19 protein-coding genes are annotated in these 21,463 nt (G+C 65.1%); 11 read left to right on the top strand and 8 right to left on the bottom strand.

Annotated elements, in window-relative coordinates:
- The first annotated feature begins 595 nt into the window (after nt 1-595).
- Nucleotides 596-1,582: a GSU2403 family nucleotidyltransferase fold protein gene (locus tag VVT58_RS11240; RefSeq protein ID WP_327753175.1), complete on the top strand. Its 987-nt coding sequence runs from the start codon at nt 596-598 to the stop codon at nt 1,580-1,582.
- A gap of 429 nt (nt 1,583-2,011) precedes the next feature.
- Nucleotides 2,012-2,260: a hypothetical protein gene (locus VVT58_RS11235; RefSeq protein WP_327753174.1), complete on the top strand. Its 249-nt coding sequence runs from the start codon at nt 2,012-2,014 to the stop codon at nt 2,258-2,260.
- Between the two features lie 412 nt (nt 2,261-2,672).
- Here VVT58_RS11235 and VVT58_RS11230 read toward each other — a convergent pair whose 3' ends face one another.
- Nucleotides 2,673-3,875: a phosphatidylserine/phosphatidylglycerophosphate/cardiolipin synthase family protein gene (locus VVT58_RS11230; RefSeq protein WP_327753173.1), complete on the bottom strand. Its 1,203-nt coding sequence runs from the start codon at nt 3,873-3,875 to the stop codon at nt 2,673-2,675.
- A gap of 120 nt (nt 3,876-3,995) precedes the next feature.
- Here VVT58_RS11230 and rpoZ point away from each other — a divergent pair, with 120 nt between their 5' ends.
- Nucleotides 3,996-4,340 carry a DNA-directed RNA polymerase subunit omega gene (rpoZ, locus tag VVT58_RS11225; protein WP_007688625.1) on the top strand — a complete coding sequence of 115 codons (345 nt, stop codon included), beginning with the start codon at nt 3,996-3,998 and terminating at the stop codon, nt 4,338-4,340.
- A gap of 149 nt (nt 4,341-4,489) precedes the next feature.
- Nucleotides 4,490-5,116 (top strand): cation transporter, encoded by a 627-nt coding sequence (locus tag VVT58_RS11220; protein WP_327753172.1) that lies wholly within the window; start codon nt 4,490-4,492, stop codon nt 5,114-5,116.
- Here VVT58_RS11220 and mprF read toward each other — a convergent pair.
- From mprF to VVT58_RS11200, 4 genes are read right to left on the bottom strand one after another with little or no spacing between them, the layout of a single operon-like run.
- Nucleotides 5,113-7,788, bottom strand: a complete 2,676-nt coding sequence (mprF, locus tag VVT58_RS11215; RefSeq protein ID WP_327753171.1) for a bifunctional lysylphosphatidylglycerol flippase/synthetase MprF — start codon at nt 7,786-7,788, stop codon at nt 5,113-5,115. The genes VVT58_RS11220 and mprF overlap by 4 nt on opposite strands.
- Nucleotides 7,785-9,206: an AcvB/VirJ family lysyl-phosphatidylglycerol hydrolase gene (locus VVT58_RS11210; protein ID WP_327753170.1), complete on the bottom strand. Its 1,422-nt coding sequence runs from the start codon at nt 9,204-9,206 to the stop codon at nt 7,785-7,787. The genes mprF and VVT58_RS11210 overlap by 4 nt, the downstream gene beginning before the upstream one ends.
- Nucleotides 9,203-9,634, bottom strand: coding sequence for a DUF2147 domain-containing protein (locus VVT58_RS11205; RefSeq protein ID WP_066554341.1), 432 nt, complete (start codon nt 9,632-9,634; stop codon nt 9,203-9,205). Before VVT58_RS11205 ends, VVT58_RS11210 begins: the two co-directional genes overlap by 4 nt.
- A gap of 43 nt (nt 9,635-9,677) precedes the next feature.
- On the bottom strand, nt 9,678-10,436 hold the full coding sequence (locus VVT58_RS11200) for an AcvB/VirJ family lysyl-phosphatidylglycerol hydrolase (protein ID WP_327753169.1): 759 nt from the start codon (nt 10,434-10,436) through the stop codon (nt 9,678-9,680).
- A gap of 381 nt (nt 10,437-10,817) precedes the next feature.
- On the opposite strand from VVT58_RS11200, the gene VVT58_RS11195 reads away from it, so the two are divergent.
- From VVT58_RS11195 to VVT58_RS11185, 3 genes are read left to right on the top strand one after another with little or no spacing between them, the layout of a single operon-like run.
- Entirely contained in the window at nt 10,818-12,026 is a 1,209-nt protein-coding gene (locus VVT58_RS11195; protein WP_327753210.1) for a glycosyltransferase family 1 protein, read from the top strand.
- 7 nt (nt 12,027-12,033) lie between these two features.
- Nucleotides 12,034-12,558 carry a sigma-70 family RNA polymerase sigma factor gene (locus tag VVT58_RS11190; RefSeq protein WP_327753168.1) on the top strand — a complete coding sequence of 175 codons (525 nt, stop codon included), beginning with the start codon at nt 12,034-12,036 and terminating at the stop codon, nt 12,556-12,558.
- Nucleotides 12,551-13,285 carry an anti-sigma factor gene (locus VVT58_RS11185; RefSeq protein WP_066554337.1) on the top strand — a complete coding sequence of 245 codons (735 nt, stop codon included), beginning with the start codon at nt 12,551-12,553 and terminating at the stop codon, nt 13,283-13,285. Before VVT58_RS11190 ends, VVT58_RS11185 begins: the two co-directional genes overlap by 8 nt.
- Before the next feature lie 58 nt (nt 13,286-13,343).
- Here the strand turns inward: VVT58_RS11185 and VVT58_RS11180 are convergent, their stop codons facing one another.
- Both VVT58_RS11180 and VVT58_RS11175 read right to left on the bottom strand, forming a co-directional pair.
- Nucleotides 13,344-13,937, bottom strand: coding sequence for a nitroreductase family protein (locus tag VVT58_RS11180; protein WP_327753167.1), 594 nt, complete (start codon nt 13,935-13,937; stop codon nt 13,344-13,346).
- 103 nt (nt 13,938-14,040) lie between these two features.
- A complete protein-coding gene (locus VVT58_RS11175) occupies nt 14,041-14,220 on the bottom strand; it encodes a hypothetical protein (RefSeq protein WP_066554327.1) in 180 nt (59 codons plus the stop codon).
- Nucleotides 14,221-14,441: 221 nt separating this feature from the next.
- On the opposite strand from VVT58_RS11175, the gene VVT58_RS11170 reads away from it, so the two are divergent.
- From VVT58_RS11170 to VVT58_RS11155, 4 genes are all read left to right on the top strand, one after another.
- Entirely contained in the window at nt 14,442-17,771 is a 3,330-nt protein-coding gene (locus tag VVT58_RS11170; protein ID WP_327753165.1) for a glycosyltransferase, read from the top strand.
- Between the two features lie 62 nt (nt 17,772-17,833).
- Nucleotides 17,834-18,235, top strand: a complete 402-nt coding sequence (locus tag VVT58_RS11165; RefSeq protein WP_327753164.1) for a PDZ domain-containing protein — start codon at nt 17,834-17,836, stop codon at nt 18,233-18,235.
- Nucleotides 18,232-18,930: a response regulator transcription factor gene (locus tag VVT58_RS11160; RefSeq protein ID WP_327753163.1), complete on the top strand. Its 699-nt coding sequence runs from the start codon at nt 18,232-18,234 to the stop codon at nt 18,928-18,930. The genes VVT58_RS11165 and VVT58_RS11160 overlap by 4 nt, the downstream gene beginning before the upstream one ends.
- Before the next feature lie 238 nt (nt 18,931-19,168).
- A complete protein-coding gene (locus VVT58_RS11155; protein WP_405053703.1) occupies nt 19,169-20,491 on the top strand; it encodes a sensor histidine kinase in 1,323 nt (440 codons plus the stop codon).
- 14 nt (nt 20,492-20,505) lie between these two features.
- Here the strand turns inward: VVT58_RS11155 and VVT58_RS11150 are convergent, their stop codons facing one another.
- On the bottom strand, nt 20,506-21,447 hold the full coding sequence (locus VVT58_RS11150; RefSeq protein WP_327754298.1) for an IS110 family transposase: 942 nt from the start codon (nt 21,445-21,447) through the stop codon (nt 20,506-20,508).
- Nucleotides 21,448-21,463: the final 16 nt, after the last annotated feature.

Raw genomic sequence — 21,463 nt, 5'->3', positions numbered from 1 at the left:
CCTGTTAGGGTTTGGCCAACCAGTCTCGGTCACGACAAGCCCGCAGCCGAGTGAGTGCGCCCCAGCGTGAATCTGGAGGAATGGCGCGGCGACGGACCGCCGCTGCAGAGGTCGTGAAAGGCTTGCATGCCCGAACAAGAACGATCTTCAAAGCCGAACTGACGCCCGCGGGCATGCAGTTTCGCTGCACGGCCAGCGCAGTCTGAATGAACGGCTGCTTCGAGGGCTCATCGCCGTCCGCCCGAACGGCCAACGTTGGCGCGTAGCCGCCGGGCAGATTTACGAACGCTCAGGCTACCGCGTGATGGGCGGCTTGCAGTTCACAGACAGGAGTGCCTTGGCGCTTGAAGAACCGCGAAGCTGCCCGATAGCCCAAGAGAAACGTCATCGGCATGGGGTGAGCTAGCGGCGGTCGCAAGGCGACGCCTCCTACCCCACCACCGAGCGTCTCCTGATCCGATAGGCAGCGCGCAGCGAATTAACCGAGAATCGAATTTACCCTGCATATGGCAACATTCGAAGATCGCTGGGTAAACGTTGCAATATGTATATTTACCCCGCATATGCAAAAAATCTTAAATTTGCAGGGTAAAGCATGACGGTCCAATCCTTCTCTGACGAACAGGCACGGGTGATCGTCAATCTCGAGCAGGCTTATCAGGTCTGGATGGAGGCCCTGCGTACGCTCAATGACATGCCTTATAATATGCGGATCAAGGAGGTTTCCGGGCGGGAATATCTCTACGAAGTGACCGACCGGCTCGGAAATATGAAGAGCAGGGGGCTGCTCGACGCCGGAAAACAGGTCCAGTTCGACGAATATAAGGCTGAAAAGGCTGAACTGAAGGACCGTCTTGCACAGAGCAAGGCCACCCTCAAAGAACAAGGGAGCCTCTACCGTGCGCTGCGTCTTCCTATGCTTCCGGTGGAAGCGGGCAAGATTCTGCGCGAAGCGGATCGCATGCGCTTTTTAGGCGAACAGGCGATGGTCGTGGGAACCAATGCGCTGGTCGCCTACGCGCTGGAGGCAAATGGTTTCATACGCGATGCCCCAGACACCACCATCGACTTCGATATGGCTCTGACCGCGATCGAAGCCGATGAAGACCGGCCGACATTGTGGAAGGTCCTCAAGGAGGTCGATATGACCTATTCGGTCAATGCCGAACGCCCGTTCCAGGCGCGCAATGCCAAAGCTTATGAAATTGAGATCCTATCGGCTCCCAGTCGGATTGGCGGGCAGATTGCGCGTGATAAGCCTCGCCCCGTTCCTCTCGCCGAGCAGGAATGGCTTCTCTACGGTCGCCCGATCGATCGAGTGGTCGGCGTGCGCGACGGCGAAGCGGCGCGACTGGTGGTCCCTGATCCACGATGGTTTGCTCTTCAAAAGCTTTGGATGGCAAAGAAACCAGAGCGCAACCCGCAGAAAAAACCGAAGGACCGCAAGCAGGGCATCGCGATACTCAACGCGGTCTGGCAAACGATGCCGCATTATCCGCTCGATACGGCGTTTTATGGTCAGCTACCTGACGAACTGAAGCCGCATTTTGACCATTGGAATGCTCAGAAGCCAGCGCGATAGCACCCGTGCCATATGTTGCCCGTTCGAACTTTCCCTTGAGGGTACCGCCCCTCCGCTCCGGATGGAGCACCGCTTTGGTGATCCGCCATAAGGCGTATCCGGTCGAGGTCTGCTTCCACGTCGGCCTCGATGGCGTGCAGGAATGATCTGAACACGGAGTGCGGCTCTTCCATGCTGAGTCAACGTGGCGGCCACCCGCCACGCATCGTGCGGGAGCGGACACGCTTCGGCTCGTGTTGGCGCTGTTGGAGCTGATCTGAGCACCCCGGAGATGTAGCATCTGAAGCCAGTTCTCTCTCTTGGCGCGCGCCTCCGCCCCGCTAGGAACCGGCCATCAGGCGATTATTATCGAAGTCAGGAAGATGTGAAGTGAATTGCGTCCGAAGGATGAAATTCAGGAGCCTCGCGGCGATAGAAGGGATCTGGAATATGATGGTGGTGAGCATTCAGATTTGGCCGGGTGGCGACGAGTCCTTCAGGTTCGAGATCGGTCGAATGGAGGTTAGCAACATGAGCAATTTAGCCGAAATCAGCGATTATTATGCCCACGTCATCCAGCAAAGTGCGCCTGGGCTGGATGTGGATGCCATCGACCGGATCGTGTGGGCAAAAGGGCACCCTCGTCGTGAAGGTGCCTGGGCCCTAGTCAAGCGGGTGCTTGACCATCTCGACGGGTAAGGGCTGGTTAACTGGTCAGAAACGACGCAGCGGTGACATTGCCCTAGACATGGTCCTCCGAGGCGTTCGGAATTTCTGGGCGGAACTGGGCGCGCTGCCGATCGGCTGAATTGCCCTCGACGGCCCGGCAAGTTCCGGACCAAAGCTTCGCGAAAGCCGCTATTCGGTTGATCCATGAGGGTCACGAAATAGGTGTGGTTTGCAGTGCCGGACATGCTACGCCCGACGCTTGAAGCCCGAGAAGTCCCTTCAGTTTTAGCCGGCAGAAGCGAGCTTACTTGTTCACTCTTGAAGATTGGGGGCATTTGAAGGGGCATCTGGTAGAGAGTCGGTTATAATAATTTAATGAAATCAGGGGCTTGTAGAAAATGTTCGTTTCCCTCCCTCTCCGCCACCGGCTTACTCCCCCGCCCTAATCGGCGTCCGGATTGCGGAAGTTGAGGCGGCGGGTCACGGTGTAATCCAGCACGCCGACCAGAAAATAGCTGATCCACTGCTTTATCAGGGTCGGCAGGCTGCGCTGGGCGCGGTGTGTCGCCAGCGTCACCTGCCGGCTTTGCTCGACGCGCCGGTCGATGAAGGCGCGCATCGCTTCAGCAAAGCCCGCATCCTCCACCCGCAGCATGATCTCCAGATTGAGGAACAGGCTGCGCATGTCGAAATTGGCCGAGCCGATATAGACCGCGTCGTCCACCACGATCAGCTTCATATGCAGCTTGCAGGGCTGATATTCCCATATCTCCACCCCGCGCTTGAGCAGGGGGCCATAGAGCAGCCGCGCCGCCGCGACGGTGGCGCCATTGTCGGACCGGGAGGGCAGGACCAGGCGCGACCCCTTCCACCGCGCGGCATAAGCAAGGCGTTTCAGCATCCCCCGGCCCGGCGAGAAATAGGCCGCCACCATGTCGAGCCGCCGCGCCCGCTCCAGATCATGCTTCACCAGTTGCGCCCAGGGGCTGAGCCGCCGGGTCGGGCCGCCGATCACCCAGCGCATCGGCTCGCCCGCAACGCTGTGGAGGGGGCTGTGCCAGTTGCGCACCATGCGGCGCAGCGTGCGGAAACGCTGCTTGCGCGTCGAAACCCAGCGCCAGAGCTGGCCATACCAGCTCGCCATCGCCTGCACCTGCGGCCCTTCCACCAGCAGCCCGATGTCGTGCCAGCAATCCTCCGCCGGAATCCCGAAATAGCCATCCTCGACATTGAAGCCGCCCATCAGCAGCCGCCGGTCGTCGGCAATCGCCAGTTTCTGATGGTTGCGGATCAGATAGCGCATCGAGCGGCGCGCACCGAAGCGGCCGAAATGCCCGCCCGCCGCCACCAGCGGGTCGAAAAAGGCAAGCGGCGTCGCCCCCGATCCGAAGGCGTCGATCATCAGCGTGACCGCCACTCCCCGCGCCCGCGCCGCGACCAGCCGGTCGAGGATCAACTGCCCGCTGCCGTCCGCGGCGAAGATATAATAATAGAGCTTTAGGCTCTCATGCGCGCCGTCGATCAGGTCGACCAGCGCCTGCCGCAGCGCCGGTCCCGCCTCGATCACGCGCAGGCGGTTGGCGTGCAGCGACAGGCCGATCTGCTCCTCGCCACGCCGCGGCTCTGCCTGCCCGATGCTTGCCATGCTCCGTTCATGCCCGCATTTGGGGCGGCTGGCCACGACTTTATGGGCTTTTCATTGACTCTTGATACGGGCGCTGTTAGGCGCGCCTTTCACGATTTCTCTTGGTTCAGGAGCGCCCGTTTGGCCCGCGTTACCGTCGAAGATTGCGTCGACAAGGTTACCAACCGTTTTGACCTCGTCCTGCTTGCCGCGCAGCGCGCCCGCGAGATTTCGGGCGGCGCAGAGCTGACTCTGGACCGCGACCGCGACAAAAACCCCGTCGTCGCCCTGCGCGAGATCGCGGAGGAAACCGTCCTGCCGGTCGATCTGCATGATTCGCTCGTCGCCTCGCTGCAGAAGGTGCAGATCGACGACGACGATACGCCGGACGAAATCGGTTCGATCGCCCAGTCGGCGGAGGCTCTGCGCCTGACCGCCGCCGCGCCGCCGCGCAACCAGAATATCGGCGGCGACTACGACGGCTGATCCCGTTCATCAGTTTGGAGAGGGAATGAGGCTCGGCCTGCGCAAGCAGGACCGGGCCTCACCGTTTTTGGGGTGGGGTTTTGGGCTTGGCTGCAAGCGACCACTAGCGAAAGTTCAGCGCCGCCGCCATAAAGCCGTTAGGAGGATTTATGGCTGACCACTGTTGCGCCGGGAAAGGCAAGGAACTCGAAAGGCTTGCTCGCCAAGTGGAGCAGCGGCGCGTTCTTCAAACAGTGCTGGCAATCAACGCCATCATGTTCGTGGCCGAGTTTACAGCCGGGGCCATCGCGGGTTCTGCTGCGCTGATGGCGGATAGCGTCGATATGCTGGGCGACGCGCTGGTCTATGGACTGAGCATTTATGCGCTGTCTCGTTCCGAGCGTTGGAAAGGCGGCGCGGCTTTAGCGAAGGGCATCTTCATTCTCGCCTTTGGAGTCGGGATCGCCATCGACATCTTAGCCAAAATCCAATCCGGCATTCCCCCATCATCAACGCTGATGCTGGTGTTCGGCGGTATCGCTCTTGCTGCGAATTTGACTTGCTTGAGGCTGCTGTGGCGCTTCCGTCAGCAGGACGTGAACATGGCGAGCACTTTCGAGTGCTCGCGCAATGACGTCATTTCAAACGTTGGTGTTCTTGCCGCTGCCGGAGGGGTGGCGCTCAGTGCGTCACCTTGGCCTGACATTATCATAGGGGCGTTGATCGCGGTTCTTTTCCTGCGCTCCGCGCTTCACGTTATCCGCACCTCGATACCGGTTGTGCGGGCACCAGCCTAATGATTGCCAATGTCTGCTAACCACTCCATCGGCGCCAGAGGCTCCGACAACGCGTCGTTCCCATCGTTCAACCTCACCGCAGGCGACGCAACCGGCCTGCGCCGCCTTGTCCGTGTCGCCGCGCTTCCCGGTCCGCCGCCGACCAGCTTTTGCAGATCGATCATCCCGCGGGACAGGGAGATGCCGCGCGGCCCGGCAATGAAGCGTGGCTCCCAGCGCGGGGCATATTTGTCCTTATAGGCGCGCAGCCCCTCAAAGCCGTAGAAACTCTCGCCATGGCGGAAGAAGAAGGCGCCCGCCTTGGCCCAGAAGGGCGAGAGACGCCGCGCCTCTATGCCCGAAAGCGGGGCAAGGCCTAGGGTGAACCAGTCATAGCCTTGGCTATGCCCCCATTGCATCAGGCGGATGAACAGGAAGTCCATCGCGCCATAGGGCATTTGCGTCGCATGGCGCATCAGGTCGACCGACAATTCGCGGCGATTGGCAGTCGCCCAGATATTGGCGAAGGCGACGATGCGCCCATCCTGCCGGACGAGGGCGCAGTCGCAGGTCGCGATATAGGCCGGGTCGAAGCGGCCGACGCTGAACGCCTTTTCGCCATGGCCCTTGGCGGCGAGCCATTCGTCGGAAATCGCCTCCAGCTCCTCCAGCAGCGGCGGGACGGCGTGCGCGGGCACGATCTCGAAGATCGCGCCTTCGCGCATGGCGCGGCGTTCGGCATAGCGCAGCGGTTTGGCGTCCGGCCCCTCCAGCGTGAAGTGATGCAGGTCGACGCGGGCTTCCTCGCCATATTTGACGATGGCGAAACCCAGGTCGATCGCCAGCGGCAGGGCGTCGAGGCTCAGTTGATAGAGCAGCAGGCGGCCCTGTTCGGCATCCGCCATCTCGCGCAATTGCCAGAGCAGGTCGGGCCATTCCGTCCGGTCTCCGACAGGGTCGCCCATGACGATCCAGCTATGCCCCTGCACCTGATACATGACGAAAGCCCGGCCCGTGTCGGAGGTCAGGAACAGCTTGTCGCCGGTGGTCGCGAGGAAGGCGTCGGTCCGCTCGGCCAGCGCCAAAGCGTCGGCGCTGAAGGCGGTGGACGGGCGATCGACATGCCGGGGCGCGGTCGCCGGGCGGAACATGCGCCAGAAGGCGGCGCCGACCGCCAGCACCGCGCTCGCAAGGCCTGCGCGCAGGAAGCGGGCGGCATTGGCGTGCGGGCCGAAATGCCACCATATGTCGTTCTGATAATCGACATGCTTATAGGCGAAGAAGCCGATCCAGATCGACAGGCCGACCGCCACCGCCAGCGTCGCGATCCAGGCGGGGGTCAGCGCCTCGGCGGTGAAGCTGGTGCGGCGGTAGAAGGCGCCCCGCGTCCATTGCAGCAGCGCGGCGATGAGGAGCAGCGCGCTCGCTTCCTCATAGTCCAGCCCCTTGATCAGCGAGAAGAGCGCGCCCGCCAGCAGCAGCGCTCGGGTCATCCAGAAGGCGGCGTCGAGCCTGCGATAGAGGCCCGATGCCAGCAGAATCAGCAGCGTGCCGATGATGCTCGCGGCGAAGTGGGACGCCTCTACGAAGGTCAGCGGCAGCCAGTCGGTGACGATGTGCATGCGGTGCTGGATCGCGGGCAAGGCGCCGGAAATCAGCAGGATCACGCCGCCCACCGCCACCAGCAGCGACAGCATGACCGGCGCCATGCCGGATGCCGCCGCCTGTGCCCCATCCAGCACCCGGCTGACGGGATGGCGCCAGCTATTGCCTTCATGCAGGGCGATGGCGATGACGCCCAGCAGCAAGGGGATCAGATAATAGATCAGGCGATAGGCGATCAGCGCCGCCAGCAGGCTGGGCCTGTCCACATCGGGCAGGGCGGCGAGGATCACCGCCTCGAATATGCCGAGGCCGCCGGGCACATGGCTGACCAAAGTGACGATGATCGCCAGCGCATAGGCCAGGAACAGCGTGGGATAGAGCGCCGGTGCGATGCCCGGCACCAGGATGAACAGCGCGGCGCTGGCGGCGGCAAGGTCGATGCTGGCGACGCCGATCTGGGCGGCCGCCTGCATCCTGGTCGGCAGCGCCAGCCTCCAGCCGAACAGGCGCGGTGCGCGGCCGGGGCCAAGGACGAACAGCGCCGCCATCGTCAGGATCAGGATCGCCCCGCCCGCCAGCCTTTGCAGCGGCATGCCGATCGTCCATCCCATGATGCCGATATCCGCCGGATGGACCAGCATCAGCGCGCCCGCCAGCACAAACACCCCGCCCCAGAAGGACAGGCCCGCCGAGACGATGATGCGCGCAATGTCGCCGCCCTCAAGGCCAGCAGCGGTGTAGATGCGGTAGCGCGCCGACCCGCCGGTCAGCAGCGACAGGCCCAGATTATGGCTGAGCGTGTAACTGCAGAAGGAGGCGAGTGCCGCCGTCCGCCACGGCAAGGGCCGCCCGACGATCCGCAGCGCGACATAGTCGTAGAAGGTGAGCGCGACATAGCTCGCCGCCGTCAGCGCCAGCGCCCCGGCCAGCCGCCAGCCCGCGATCAGGTGCACGGCATGGCGAATATCCTTCAGCCGCACCTCCGCCAGCAGGCCGTGCAGCGTCACCAGCCCCAGCGCCGCCACCGCCAGCGTGACGGCGACCGTCAGCGGCGCTTTCCAGGCCTTGATCCGCTCGACCAGGATCATATCGTCAGCCCCTTGAGCATATGAGTCACCAGCAGCGGGGCGTTGCGGTCGAAATGATGGCCGCCGGGCACGACCACCATCTGCGCCAGCCCTTGGGGGATGGAGGGGCAGGCGCTGTCATTCTCCAGCGTTCCGCGCACGCAGAGCATGGGCAGGCCGCGCAGCCGCGCTATGGCGGGAATGGTGGGATATTGGCGGTTCGAATCCATGTTCAGCCAGCTACTCATGTGAAACTGAAAATCGGCGCTGGGGCTGAGGCCCAGCAGCGAGAGACGCCGCACCTGAGCGCGCTGGGGCGCGGGCAGGCCGCCGACGATATAGGGCAGCACATCCGCGCCGAAGCTGTAGCCGACCAGCAGGACGCGGGGCCGCCGCCAATGGCGGGAATAGCCCCGGATGATGGCGCTGAGGTCGTGGGCTGCGCCGTGGGGCGTGCGCTCGCTCCAGAAATAGGACAGGCTGTCCACGCCGACGACCGGGATGCCCGCATGGGCGAGCTGGCCCGCCACATCCTTGTCCAGCCCGACCCAGCCGCCGTCGCCCGAATAGATGACCGCCATCATGTCGGTGCGCGGCGCGGCGGCGTCGGTGACGATGTTCAGCGGCAATCCGGTGGGCAGCGCGGCATCGGCGGGTGGCGCGGCGAGGAAAGGCCGAATCTGGGAGAGCAGCGCGACCTCCCCCTCTCCCCTCGCGACCGTTATCAGCCTGCCGCTGCCGGTGCGGGCGACGAAGCGCTGCAATGCGGGGCGTGGGGCTTCGGCCAGCGCGATCCAGGGCGAAGGGAGTCGGCGGCTGGGGGCGAAGGCGAAGCCATGATGGGGACGAGCGATGGCGGCGACCTTCAGGCTGCCCGACCGGCACCAGGACCGGCCACCATCCAGAAGCGGCGTGAAGTCCTGCGAGAACACCGCCTTGTACGCGCCATTGGGTCCGGAGGCGAGCGTCGCATAGGCCAGCGCCGCCCCTTCGCCCCGGCCGATCAGGATCGGCTTGCTGTACATGGGCAGCGCCAGCCGGTGTTGCAGGTCGCGAGCCAGGGCGATGATGCCGTAATTGGGATTGATGCAGCGGTGCGAAGCCTGCAACGCCGTCAGAAAGGAGGGGGTGGAGATGCCCGCCACCAGCGCGCCCCGCGCCGCCAGGGCGCGGGCGGTGTCGGCGCTGTCATCGTCCCAGCCATTGCTGCCTGAGAGCGCCAGCACCACTCCGTTCGGCACGCCCGCGGGCCGGTAGACTGCGATTGGCCCCATGGGCGGAAGGCTGTAGCGGCTTTCCGCGATCGGTCCCGTCGCGCCGGGCACAGGATCGGCCGCCGCCCGCGCCGGGTTCATTACGTTGACGGTCGACAGCAGCAAGCCCGCCCCCGCCAGCAGGCCGGGTATCAACCAGAGACGGGCGTGGCGAAAATCGATCATGACTGCCCCGGCAACCGCTCGATCCGGGTCCAGAGCTGCGACTTGCAGATCAGACCGCCCAATATGCAGCCCTTGACCCGCAACTGGCCCGGCGAAAGCTGGCTGATCTGCGAACTGAAGCGGCGGCCCAGATCGGGGACGAAGACGGTGCCGCGCCATTGTCCCTTGCCCTCGGCGCGATAGTCTTCCAGCAATTCGGTGCCGACCAGCCGGGCTGTGCCGCCGTCGCGCGCATCGGCCTGCGCTTCGCGGTCGGCCCAGACGATCCAGCCGCACAGCCGGTCGCCGCAGGGTCCGGTGCGCACGGCGACATTATTATGCGGGCCGAGCCACAATCCTTGGGGTTGTCGGCCTTCGGGCTGAGGGACCGGCACATTTGCGGCCGTAGCCAGAAGCGCCAGCGCTGCCCAAAGCCTCCCCATCGCCATATGACCCATCCTTTCCCGGAACGATCACCGCTTCTGGACCCTTTCAGATTGCGGGAGGCTCTGCTCTGTCTGAACTTTTGGCAATGTTCGGGGCGGTTGGCAGGGCGCGGAGCAGGGTTGCCGCCACCAGCGCGCTGTCGTCGCGCAGGAAATGGCCGCCGGGCAAGCCGATGATGCGGACATTGGACTGGCGCCAGCCGGGGCAGAGGCTGCCGCTCTCCGCCAGACCGTGGATGCAGATCACCGGCGCCCAGTCGAGCGCATGGGCGGCGGGCGCGGCCGGGCCGTCGTCGCCAAAGTCGAACACCCCGCCCGGCGTTGCGCGGAACAGCATGGTGTCGGCGGGCACGATCAGCGCGACCATGGCTATCCGGGCGCGCAGCGAAGGCGGCAGGCGTTCCAGCCCGGCGAGCAGCATGTTCGCGCCGAAGGATTGCCCTGCCAGCACCAGCCTGCGCGCGCCGGGCAGGGCCAGGGCGCGGCGGGCCGCCTGCTCCACCAGCTTGCCGCTTTCCTCCGGCGATTGGCGGCGGGCGAAGGCGGTCAGAGAATTGAAGCCCAGCACCGGCAGACCGCCCTGCGCCATATGACCGGCGATCACTGGCCCCATGCCCGCATTGAACCCCATATCGCCGGAGAAGAAGACCGCTACCGTGCCGCCATCCCCTGGAGTCGCAGCCGGAACGACGGTGAAGACCCGTCCGTTCGGATAGCCGAGATAGCGGCAATAGGCGGCAGCGCCCGCGAGCAGCGCCGCCAGGAATGCGAGCGCCAGAATGAAGCGAGGTCGGAGCCGAGTCACATCTTCAATCTAGGCCGTAAACTCATGAATGTCGCGCTCGAGGTTTGAGGCAAAAAGGCCCAGCACAAGGAGAGAGGGCGCAGGAATATGTCGATATTTCAAGCCCTCTCGACGCCGGGATGGGCCTTTTTGGTCAAATCCGCAGGACGCCAAAATGGCTTCCATCTCGAACCGAAATGCGCTTGCAAAGGTGTTCAACCTTCGCGGCGCGCATTTCGGCCCGATATGTTCGCCATTTTGGCGCCTCGAACGCGATATTTATGAGTTTACGGCCTAGCGTCGGTCATTTTCCTGTAAACGCCCCGCATCTGGAGGGAATAGACCGCTCCCGCCCCGCGTATACCGGGCATGAACAACGCCGCCGACCTTCGCGCCGACCATATGCGCCTTCCCGAATCCCGCCTCGCGCTGACGGGCGCGCTGGGCCGTCCGCTGCGTGTCGCGCTGTTTTCCGGCAATTATGATTGCGTGCGCGATGGCGCCAATCAGGCGCTCAACCGGCTGGTCGCCTATCTGCTGCATCGCGTGCGGGCGCAGGTGCGCATCTATTCGCCCACCGCGCCGCGCAAGGCGTTCGAGTCGGTGGGCGATGTGCGCTCCGTCCGATCGATCAGCATTCCCGGCCGTCCCGAATATCGCGTCGCGCTGGGTTTCCCTCCCGCCACCCGGCAGGATTTCGAGGCGTTCGCGCCCGACATCGTCCATCTCTCGGCCCCCGACCTGCTGGGGCGGCAGGCGCAGAAACATGCCCGCGCACAAGGCATTCCGGTGGTCGCCAGCCTGCACACCCGCTTCGAAACCTATCTCGACTATTACCGCCTGTCCTTCCTGCGCGGGCCGGTGGAGCGCTATCTCGACCGCTTCTATGGCGATTGCGACCGGATTCTCTGTCCCACCTGGCCGATCGCGCGGGACATGGAGGCCCGGCTCGGAACCGGGCGCGTCGCCCTGTGGGGGCGCGGCATCGACCCCGCCTGTTTCCGTCCGGAGCTGCGCGATCAGGCTTTGCGGTCCAGCCTCGGCTATGATGCGGAGGATATGGTGCCGCTGTTCTTCGGCCGGCTGGTGCTGGAAAAGGGTCTGCGCATCTTTGCCGAAACCATCGACGCCGTCCGGGCGCAGGGGCTGGCCGTCCGGCCCTTGATCATCGGGGAGGGACCGGCGCGGGGCTGGCTGGCCGAACGGCTGCCCAACGCCACCTTCATGGGCCATTTGTCGGGCGAGGCTTTGGGCCGCGCCGTCGCCAGCGCCGACATCCTCATCAACCCCTCGGTCACGGAAGCCTTCGGCAACGTCAATCTGGAGGCGATGGCATCGGGCCTCGCCATCGTCTCCGCCAATGTGCCCAGCGCGTCGACCCTGATAACCGAAGGATGCACCGGCCTGCTGGTGCCGCCCAAGGATGTCGGAGCCTATGCGGCGGCGGTTGCCGGTTTGGTCCGCCAGCCGCATCGCCGCGCCGCGCTGGGCACTGCGGCGGCCGAGGCGGCGGCCCGCTTCACCTGGGACGATGTGCTGGAGGATGTGGCGCGCAGCTATGCCGAGGCGTTGCACATGCCGCTTGCCACCCCGGCGGCGTGGGCGGCATGACAGCAGGATGATGGACGACGGTTCAGACATCAGGCACGATCTGGCCGCGATGCGACGCTATGCCCGGTCGCTGACCCGCGACGATCAGGAGGCCGACGATGTGGTGCAGGACGCCCTCGTCCGCGCCATCGAGCGGCAGGAGACGTTCCAGCCCGACCGCAACCGCCGCCGCTGGCTGCTCGCGATCGTCCACAATGTCTTCTTCTCCGCCAAGCGGCGCGAGGCGTCGGAGGCGCGGCGCAACAGCCGCTTTGCCGAAACGCTGGTCGACCGGCTGGAGCCGGGGCAGGAGGAACATGCCCGGCTAGTCCAGATTGCGCGGCAGTTTGCCGCCTTGCCCGAACATCACCGCGCCGTGCTGCACCTGACGGCGATAGAGGGTTTCAGCTACCAGCAGGCGGCGGAAACCCTGGGCGTGCCGGTGGGCACGGTGATGTCGCGGCTGGCGCGGGCGCGCGCGGCATTGAGAGAAAGGGAACAGGGGCAGCCGGGTGGAGCTGGCCTCCGGCTGATAGGAGGAAGCGATGACTGATCGCCCAACCGATCTGAAAATTACCGATCAGGAGATTGACGCCTATGTGGACGGCGAGCTGGATGTGGAGCGGCGCTTCGTCGTCGAAACCCATCTCTCGCATCAGCCCGACCTTGCCGCCCGGGTCATGGGCGACCTCAGCGTCCGCAGCGGGCTTTGCATGCTGACGCAGGACGGCCGGCCGGTGCCTGCCGGTCTGGCGGAAATGGCCGAACGATTGGCGCACCCGCCGAAAAGCCGCTGGCGCCGGATGATGCCGATGGGCCTGGCGACATCGGGGCTGGCGGCCGCCTTTGCCGTGTGGATGGTGGGCTTCGAACGCCCGCCTGCCTATGTCAGCTATGCGGTCGCCTCGCACCGGATTGCGATGCTGCGCGCCGACATGAATTCGCAGATCGAAGCGCCCCGCTTCGATGCGCGGGAAGTCGCGCTCAACACCCGCATCGCCATGCCGCAACTGCCCGACGACTGGCATGTCACCGACGTCCAGCTATTCCCGACCGACAAGGCGCCCGCGCTGCTGATGGCGGTGCGCACCGATGCGGGGCACAGGATGACGATCTTCGCCGTGCATGAGAAAACCGCCGCGCCCGAACATCCCGATGCGGTGCGGGAGGGCAGGCAGTCGGTGGCCTATTGGCGGCGCGGCGACATGTCCTACGCCCTGACCGGCGATCAGGAGCCGGGGACGATGGACGCGACGGCGGAGGCGCTGGCGCGGATTTGAGGGGGGGCGCCGCCATGATCCCCTGATGCAGCAGCGGGTTCTGGCGGCTCCTTACCGCTTAAGCCGGGAAATTGCCCGCTGTGACGAACTCCGCAATATCCTTGCGGCCGCTCGGCGCTTCGCGTGACTGGAGCGCTTCGGGCAGGATCGCCTTGTCCGCGATGCGGCCGATCGCGACGGCGGCTTCGATGCGGAAACGGTCGGGCACGCCCAGTTCCACCCGCGCCTTGTCGAAATCGACGCCGGTCATGGCGTGGCTGTGATAGCCGAGCCGCGTCGCCTGCAACGCCAGCAGCGCCCAGGCCGCGCCCGCGTCGAAGCTGTGGCTGTGCGAGGGCTTGGCCTCTTCCGAACCCGGCGCGGCGATCAGCGTGTCGGACAGGATATAGACCAGCGCCGAGGCATTCTGCACCCAGCTCTGGTTGAAGGGCAGCAGCACGCCCAGAAAGCGGCTCCAGTCGGCGCCGTCGCGGGTGGCGTAGAGCAGGCGCCAGGGCTGATAGTTGAAGGCGGAGGGCGCCCAGCGGGTGGCGTCGAAGATCGTGTCCAGATCCTCCTGCGGGATCACGGAGGAATCGAAGGCGCGCGGCGACCAGCGGTCAAGGAAAAGCGGTTCGACGGCGCGGGTCACGGCGCGGGCGGTGGCTGACATAATATCTCCCTGAAATTCATGGATGGAGCGGCGCGAAGGCCGTCCGGACGATGGCCGCGATATCGGAAGCGGAGTCGGTAAGGACAAGCCCGTCAGAGCATTTTCACCGCAGATCGAGCGACGGTTCCAAAATCTCCGCCCTATCGCTGGCATTGTCCTGCATGAGCGCGACGGCGTCAGGCCCGCGATCGATCAGGACGCGGTCCGGCTCCCGCAGCAATTCACGCTTCATGGCGTCGCTCCAGCGACCCCAATGCCGACCGATTGCCGAGCGCCATTCCATCTGTCCTCTCCCCTGCCGAATCGAGACGGCTTCTTATCTAGTTTGCAGGTAGAGATTTGTCTTTCAAGCTTTGCTGATCGAGGCGGTAGAAAAGCTTGATTGGGCGGACATAAAATCCTCCCCCACTCCCGATCATGACCAATATTTCATGAACGGCTCATCGGCCCGGCAAGGCCTGGCGCGTAAAGGCGGGCTCCTAAAACAGGGCGACAGCGCGAACCATGAGCAGACCGATCTTCTTCGATCCCACCGGCCGCAGGGGGCTTTGGGCGCGGCGCCTGCTGGCGGGCGGATTGCTTTCGATCCTGCTCGCCGCCATCGCCTTTGCCACCACGCTGGTCGCCGTGCCGTCGGAGCGCGATCTCGCCCTGCCGCTTCCTCAGCCCCATGCGGCGCGCCTGTCGGGCATCTCCACCCTGCGCCGGGACATCGCCAAATGGCTGCCGCATTGGGGCAAGCATCAGGTCCAGGCCCGGCCGCTGAATGTCGGCTTCTACGTGCCTGGCGAGGAAAGCAGCATCGCGTCGCTGCGCCGCCATGTCGGACAGCTCGACTGGGTGGTGCCCGCGCTGATCGCCGTGCCCGGCCCCGGCAAGCCGATCCATGTCGCGACCGATCCGGCGTTCGACCGCATGATCGCCGCCATGCCCCGTCCGCCCAAGGTGCTGCCGATGGTGCAGAATATCGGCAAGGAAAGCTGGGACGGCGCGGGCGCGGCGCAACTGCTGCGCGATCCCGCCGCCGCGCAGGCGCTCGCCCGGCAGCTCGGCGCTTATGTCGCTCGCCGCCATGAGGCCGGCATGGTCATGGACTTCGAATCGCTGCCGGGCAGCGCCATGCCCGGCTATCTGCGCTTCCTCCACATGCTGCGCGCCGCCATGCCCCATGGCACGAAAATCGCGCTGACCGTGCCCGCCGGCGAGGACGGCTGGCCGCTCGCCCGCTTCGCCGCCGTGGCTGACCGGGTGATCCTGATGGATTACGACCAGCATTGGCAGGGCGGCGAGCCCGGTCCGATCGCCGCGCAGGGCTGGTTCGCGCGGCAGGCGGAGGTCGCCTTGCGCGAGATCGGCGCCAATCACATCATCGTCGCGCTCGGCAGCTATGCCTATGACTGGCATGGCGCCGAAGGCCACAGCACCGCCGATGCGCTGTCGCTGGACGAAGCCTGGCTCGCCGCGCATGACAGCGATGCACGCCCGCTTTACGACGCGGCCAGCGGCAATGCGGGCTTCGCCTATGACGAGGCGGGGCAACGCCACCAGATCTGGATGCTGGACGCCGCCGCGAGCTGGAACGAACTGCTGGTGCTGAAGCGCCTCGGCATCCAGAGCGTCGCCTTGTGGCGGCTGGGCAGCGAAGACCCCGGCATCTGGGCGGACCTGACCGCCTGGCGCAATGGCGGCCGCCCGAACCTGAGTGTCGTAACGAGCACGCTCAGCACCGATGTCGAGGGGGCGGGCGAGATATTGCGGATCACCGCCACGCCGACGGAGGGCCATCGCGCCGTGGCCTTCGGGCCGCAGGGGGCGATCGAGCATGAAAGCTATGATGCGCTGCCAACGCCCTATCAGGTTCAGCGCACCGGCGCGCAGCATCCGAAGATGCTGGCGCTGACCTTCGACGACGGGCCGGATGCGGACTGGACGCCGAAAATCCTGAAGGTGCTGGAGCAGATGCATGCGCCCGCGACCTTCTTCGTGATCGGGGAAAATGCGCTGGAACATCCGGGGCTGCTGCAACGGATCGTCGCGGACGGGGATGAGATCGGCAACCACACCTACGACCACCCCAACCTCGCCACCTGGTCCGAGGAGCCGACCCGGTTGCAGCTCAACGCCACGCAGCGGTTGGTGCAGGCCTATACCGGGCACAGCATGCGGCTGTTCCGCGCCCCCTATTTCGGGGATGCGGAGCCGACCACGGCGGACGAGCTGGAACCGGCACTGGCCGCGCAGAAGCTGGGTTATACGGTGGTCGGCCTGCACGTCGATCCCAATGACTGGCAGCGCCCCGGCACCGACGCGATCGTGCGGCAGGTGATCGATCAGGTGCATTCGAACAGCGCCGACCGATCGGAAAATGTCATCCTGCTCCACGATGGCGGCGGCGAACGGTCGCAGACGGTGGAGGCGCTGCCCCGCATCATCGCGCAATTGAGGGCGGAGGGTTATCGCTTCGTGCCGGTGTCGCAGCTTGCCGGGCTTCCCGCGCAGGCCGCCATGCCGCTGGTCAAGGCCAGCGACCTGCTGGCGGTGCGCGTGGATGTCGCGGTGTTCGTGGTGCTGGCGGCGCTTTCGGCGCTGCTTGGCTGGATTTTCTATGTCGCGATCTCGCTGGGGCTGGCGCGGGCGGTGCTGATGACGCTGCTCGCCTGGTTCCAGGCGCGGCGGGGACGGCCTGTGCCGCCGGAATATCAGCCGACCGTTTCGGTCATCATCCCCGCCTATAATGAAGCGCGGGTCATCGAAACCTCGGTCCGCCGCGTGCTGGCCAGCGACTATCCGGCGCTGCAACTGATCGTCGCGGACGATGGATCGAAGGATGCGACCAGCGCCATCGTCGCGCAGGCCTTTGCCGGCGATCCCCGCGTGACGCTGCTGACGCTCCCCAATGGCGGCAAGGCGGCGGCGCTCAACCGGGCCTTGCGCGAGGCAAAGGGCGAGATCGTCATCGCCCTCGACGCCGATACCCAGTTCGAGCCGTGGACCATAACCCGCCTTGCCCGCTGGTTCGCTGACCCGGCCATCGGCGCGGTGGCGGGCGATGCGCGGGTCGGCAATCGGGTCAACCTCGTCACTCGCTGGCAGGCGGTCGAATATATCACCGCGCAGAATCTGGAGCGCCGCGCCCTGGCCGGGTTCGACGCCATGACGGTCGTGCCGGGCGCGGTCGGCGCGTGGCGGCGGGCGGCGCTGGACGCGGTGGGCGGCTATCCCGAAAATACGCTGGCGGAGGATCAGGACCTGACCATCGCGATCCAGCGGGCGGGCTGGCGCGTCACCTACGATCCCGAAGCCGTCGCCTGGACCGAAGCGCCCGAAAGCTTCAGGACGCTCGCCAAGCAACGCTATCGCTGGGCGTTCGGCACGCTGCAATGCCTGTGGAAGCATCGCCGCATCCTGCGCGATCGGCGGCCCACGGGGCTTGCTCTGGTCGGTTTGCCGCAGTCCTGGCTGTTCCAGATATTGTTCGCCGCCATCTCTCCCCTCATCGATCTGGCGCTCGTCACCTCGATCATCGGCACCATCGTCCGGGTGCATCAGCATGGCTGGGCGCAGACCAGCAACGACGTGTGGACCATGGGGCTTTACTGGCTGGCCTTCACCAGCATCGATGTGCTCTGCGGCTGGGTCGCCTATGCGCTCGACAATCGCGACGTGGGCTATCCGCCGCATCTGCTGGTCGCGCAGCGCTTCGTCTATCGCCAGATCATGTATTGGGTGGTGGTGCGGGCCATCGCCTCGGCCATTGGCGGCTGGGTCGTGGGCTGGGGCAAGCTGGAGCGGACCGGGCGCGTCGCCGTCGCGCCCGTTCCGTCCGGGGCATGAACAAAGCTTAACATGACTTGGCCGAACCCATCGATCATCCTGCATCCCATGAAAGCCACGCCATGGACCGGCAGAGACTGAGCAACGCCGCATCGGGCGCGCTGCTGGCCGCCCTTGCGCTCTGCGCCATGGCGATGAGCAGCGCCTTCTTCCTGCATACGCGCCATGCCGCCGAGGAGCGGATGGAGGCCATCGCGGCCAAGGCCCGCGCCCTCCCCGGCGTGACCCTGACGGACGGTCATCCCGGCGTCATCGTCACCAGCATGGAAACCGATGGCCAGGCGGCGCGGCTCGGCATCAGCGTCGGGGACGGCGTGGTCAGCCTGAACGGCACGCCGATCAGTTCGCTGGATCAGGCCAGCGCCTATCTGTTACACCATCCCCAGCCACGGATAGCGTTGGGGCTGAAACATGCGGATCGGATGCGCGTGGTGATGCTGGACCGGCCGGAAGGGGGACGATGAGCCACAAGATATTGGTGGTGGAGGATGACGCCGCCACCGCCGCCTATGTAGCCAAGGGCATGAGCGAGGCGGGCTTCACCGTCGACCAGGCGGACAATGGCCGCGACGGCCTGTTCCTGGCGAGCGACGGCAGCTATGGCGCGATCATCCTCGACCGGATGATGCCGGCGATGGACGGCATGGCGATGCTGAAGGCGCTGCGCGCCGCGGGGATCGAAACACCGGTCATCATCCTGTCCGCGCTCGGCACGCCGGAGGACCGGGTGGAAGGGCTGACCAGCGGCGCCGACGATTATCTGGTGAAACCCTTCGCCTTTGCCGAACTGCTGGCCCGCGTGCAATTGCTGCTGCGCCGGGGTGGCAGCGGCAGCGCGGTCGTCACCAACCTGCGCCATGAGGATCTGGAGATGGACCTGCTTTCCCGCCGGGTGAAGCGGGGATCGCGCACCATCGACCTGCAACCGCGCGAATTCCGCCTGCTGGAATTCTTCCTGCGCCATCCCGATCAGGTGGTGACGCGGACCATGCTGCTGGAAGGGGTGTGGGATTATCATTTCGATCCGGGTACGAACGTCATCGACGTGCATGTCAGCCGCCTGCGCCGCAAGCTGGACGAAGGCGGCGAGGCCGGTGGTTCCAGGCCGCTGCTGCATACGGTGCGCGGCATGGGGTATCGGCTGGGGCCGGAGAATTAGGGCGTGTGGGGAGGTGGCCATGACAGCTTTTGGTCAGTTTCGGACATCAACAATCGTCATCCCAGCGAAAGCTGGGATCTCGTGAGGCCAGGCTGTGCGCTCTCGCCTGAGATCCCAGCTTTCGCTGGGATGACGGAAATGATGTCCGCTCTCCACCCAAAAAGGCCCATTAGCAATCTCTAAGACCCTCCATAACCGCCGCTGGTTCGCCTTTGCCCGCTCGACCATCGGGCGGTTCGTGGGCCTGGCCTTCCTCTGCCAGTTTCTGGTGACGGGCGGCGTGCTGCTGTTCGTCCAGCAGGCGAGCCAGCGCACCGTCGTCGCCGCCGACCAGCAGGCGGTGGAGGATACCCGCGACGACCTGCTCGCCCTCCATCGAAGCGGCAGCGCGGCGGCCCTGCGCAGCGAAATCGCGCGCCGTTTCCGCGGTGTGGAGGGGGAACGCGCCGTGCTGCTGCAGACCGATGCGGCGGGGCGCCCGGTCAGCGGCAATCTGGGCGCCTGGCCCGCCAGCCTGTCCGCCGACGGACGCTGGCGGATCATATCGCTCTACCGCATCGGCCGCGACGAGCCGGAGCCGATCGGCGTCATCCCCGTGAAGCTGAAGGGCGGCGGGCAATTGCTGACCGGCATGGTCATTTCCAACAGCCTGCAACTGGCGCGCATCTATGAGGAGGCGCTGAGCGTCGCCTTCATCATGAGCCTGGTGCTGGCGCTGGGCATCGCCATCATGCTGGGCCGCATATTGGCACGGCAAGTGTCCGACATCGCGCAGACCGCCAATGATGTCGCGGTGGGCGCGCTCGACCGGCGGGTGCCGACCGACGGCAGCGGCGACGCCTTCGACCGGCTTGGGACATCGATCAACGCCATGCTGGAGCGGATCGACGCGCTGGTCACGCAGCTCCGGATGATGACCGACGGGTTGGCCCATGACCTCAAGTCGCCGGTGACGCGCCTGATCTCCGTCGTCGAACAGGCCAGCGCCCAGACGCGCGACGACATCGCGCTCGATGCGTTGGAAAAGGTGCATCATGAGGCGCAGACGCTGCGCTCCATGCTGACCACGGCGCTGCTGATCAGCCGGACCGAGGCGGGCTTTGGCGGCGATCAGCGGCGCAACACCCATGTCGGGGAATTGCTGCGCGACGTGGGCGAAATCTATGGCCCGCTGGTGGAAGATAGCGGCTTTGCGCTGACCGTTTCCGCGCCTGAATCGCTGGTCTTTCCGCTCCATCGCGAACTGGTGAGCCAGTCGCTCGCCAATCTCATCGAAAATGCGCTTCATTATGCGGAGGGCGGCGACCGCATCGACCTGAGCGCCGCGCTGGAGGACGGTCATCTGCTGATCAGCGTGGCCGATAACGGCCCCGGCATCGCTGCGGAAAGCCATGCCGCCGCATTGAAGCGGTTCGGCCGGCTCGACCCGGCTCGGGGCAAACCCGGATCGGGGCTGGGCCTGTCACTCGTGGAAGCGGTGGCGCGGCTGCACCATGGCGGGGTGACGCTGGCGGATAATGGCCCCGGCCTGCGGGTCATGCTGACCCTGCTGCGACCTTAGAGTATCCGTGATGGTCAAGCGAGTGATTTGCGCCAGATGCGATCTGCCTTGAGCAGGGCATTTGCGGTGACGATGAGCTTTCTCATGACGGCAGTGATGGCGAGTTTTGGTGGTTTTCCGCCGGCGATGAGTTGTCGATATTTTGCCTTGAGATCGGGGTTGAAGCGGGCAGCGACGAGGGCAGGCATATAGAGGGCTTTGCGGACGTTTGCGCGGCCGCCTCGAATGAAGCTCTTGCCTTTCCACTGGCCGGACTGTCTGGCGACAGGAGCGAGACCGGCGAGTGATGCGGCCTGTTTGTTATCAAGGCTGCCGAGTTCGGGCATGATGGCGATGAGTTGATTGGCGGTCAGCGTTCCGAGGCCATCGATGCTGGTGAGGATGTTATGGCGGCGGACCAGAGCCGGATCAGCAGCGATGATCTGGGCGATTTCAGCATCGAGTGCTTCGATATGGCGTGCGATCTGGTCGAGGCGCTGCCTGCACTGGCGCTTCAGGAAAGGAATGGTGAGTTTCTGATCTCGGTTCTTGAGTGCAGTACGATCCCGAACCAGTCCGTCGCGGGCATTGATGAGTTCGGCCAGCAGCACCTGATTTGCACATGGCGCTGGCCTGATGGGAGGTTGCACGGTGGCTGCCATGCGGGCCAGCAGGGCGGCATCGATGCGGTCGGTCTTGGCGAGGGTGCCGGTGGCCTGAGCAAAGCGTCTGGCTCGTTCGGGATTGAGCCTGACGCAGGGCATGTGAGCGAGCGCCTGTTCTATTGCACGATGGTAAGTTCCCGTTGCTTCATAGGCGATTTGCGCGACTGTCCATTGTTCGAGCCATGCGATCAGCGCCTTGTGGCCCTTGGTGGTATTGGGGAACTGCCGGGCAGCTGAGGCAGGGTGGGCATGGCAATCGAGTGTTGCTTTGGAGATGTCGATGCCAAGGGTTTGTGGTAGATCATTGCTCATCTTTTCCGTGTCCCAT

The sequence above is a fragment of the Sphingobium sp. SJ10-10 genome (assembly GCF_036038995.2).
Taxonomy (GTDB): Bacteria; Pseudomonadota; Alphaproteobacteria; order Sphingomonadales; family Sphingomonadaceae; genus Sphingobium.
Note: the sequence above shows the minus strand (reverse complement) of the source record. Positions and strands in the feature narration are given on the sequence as shown.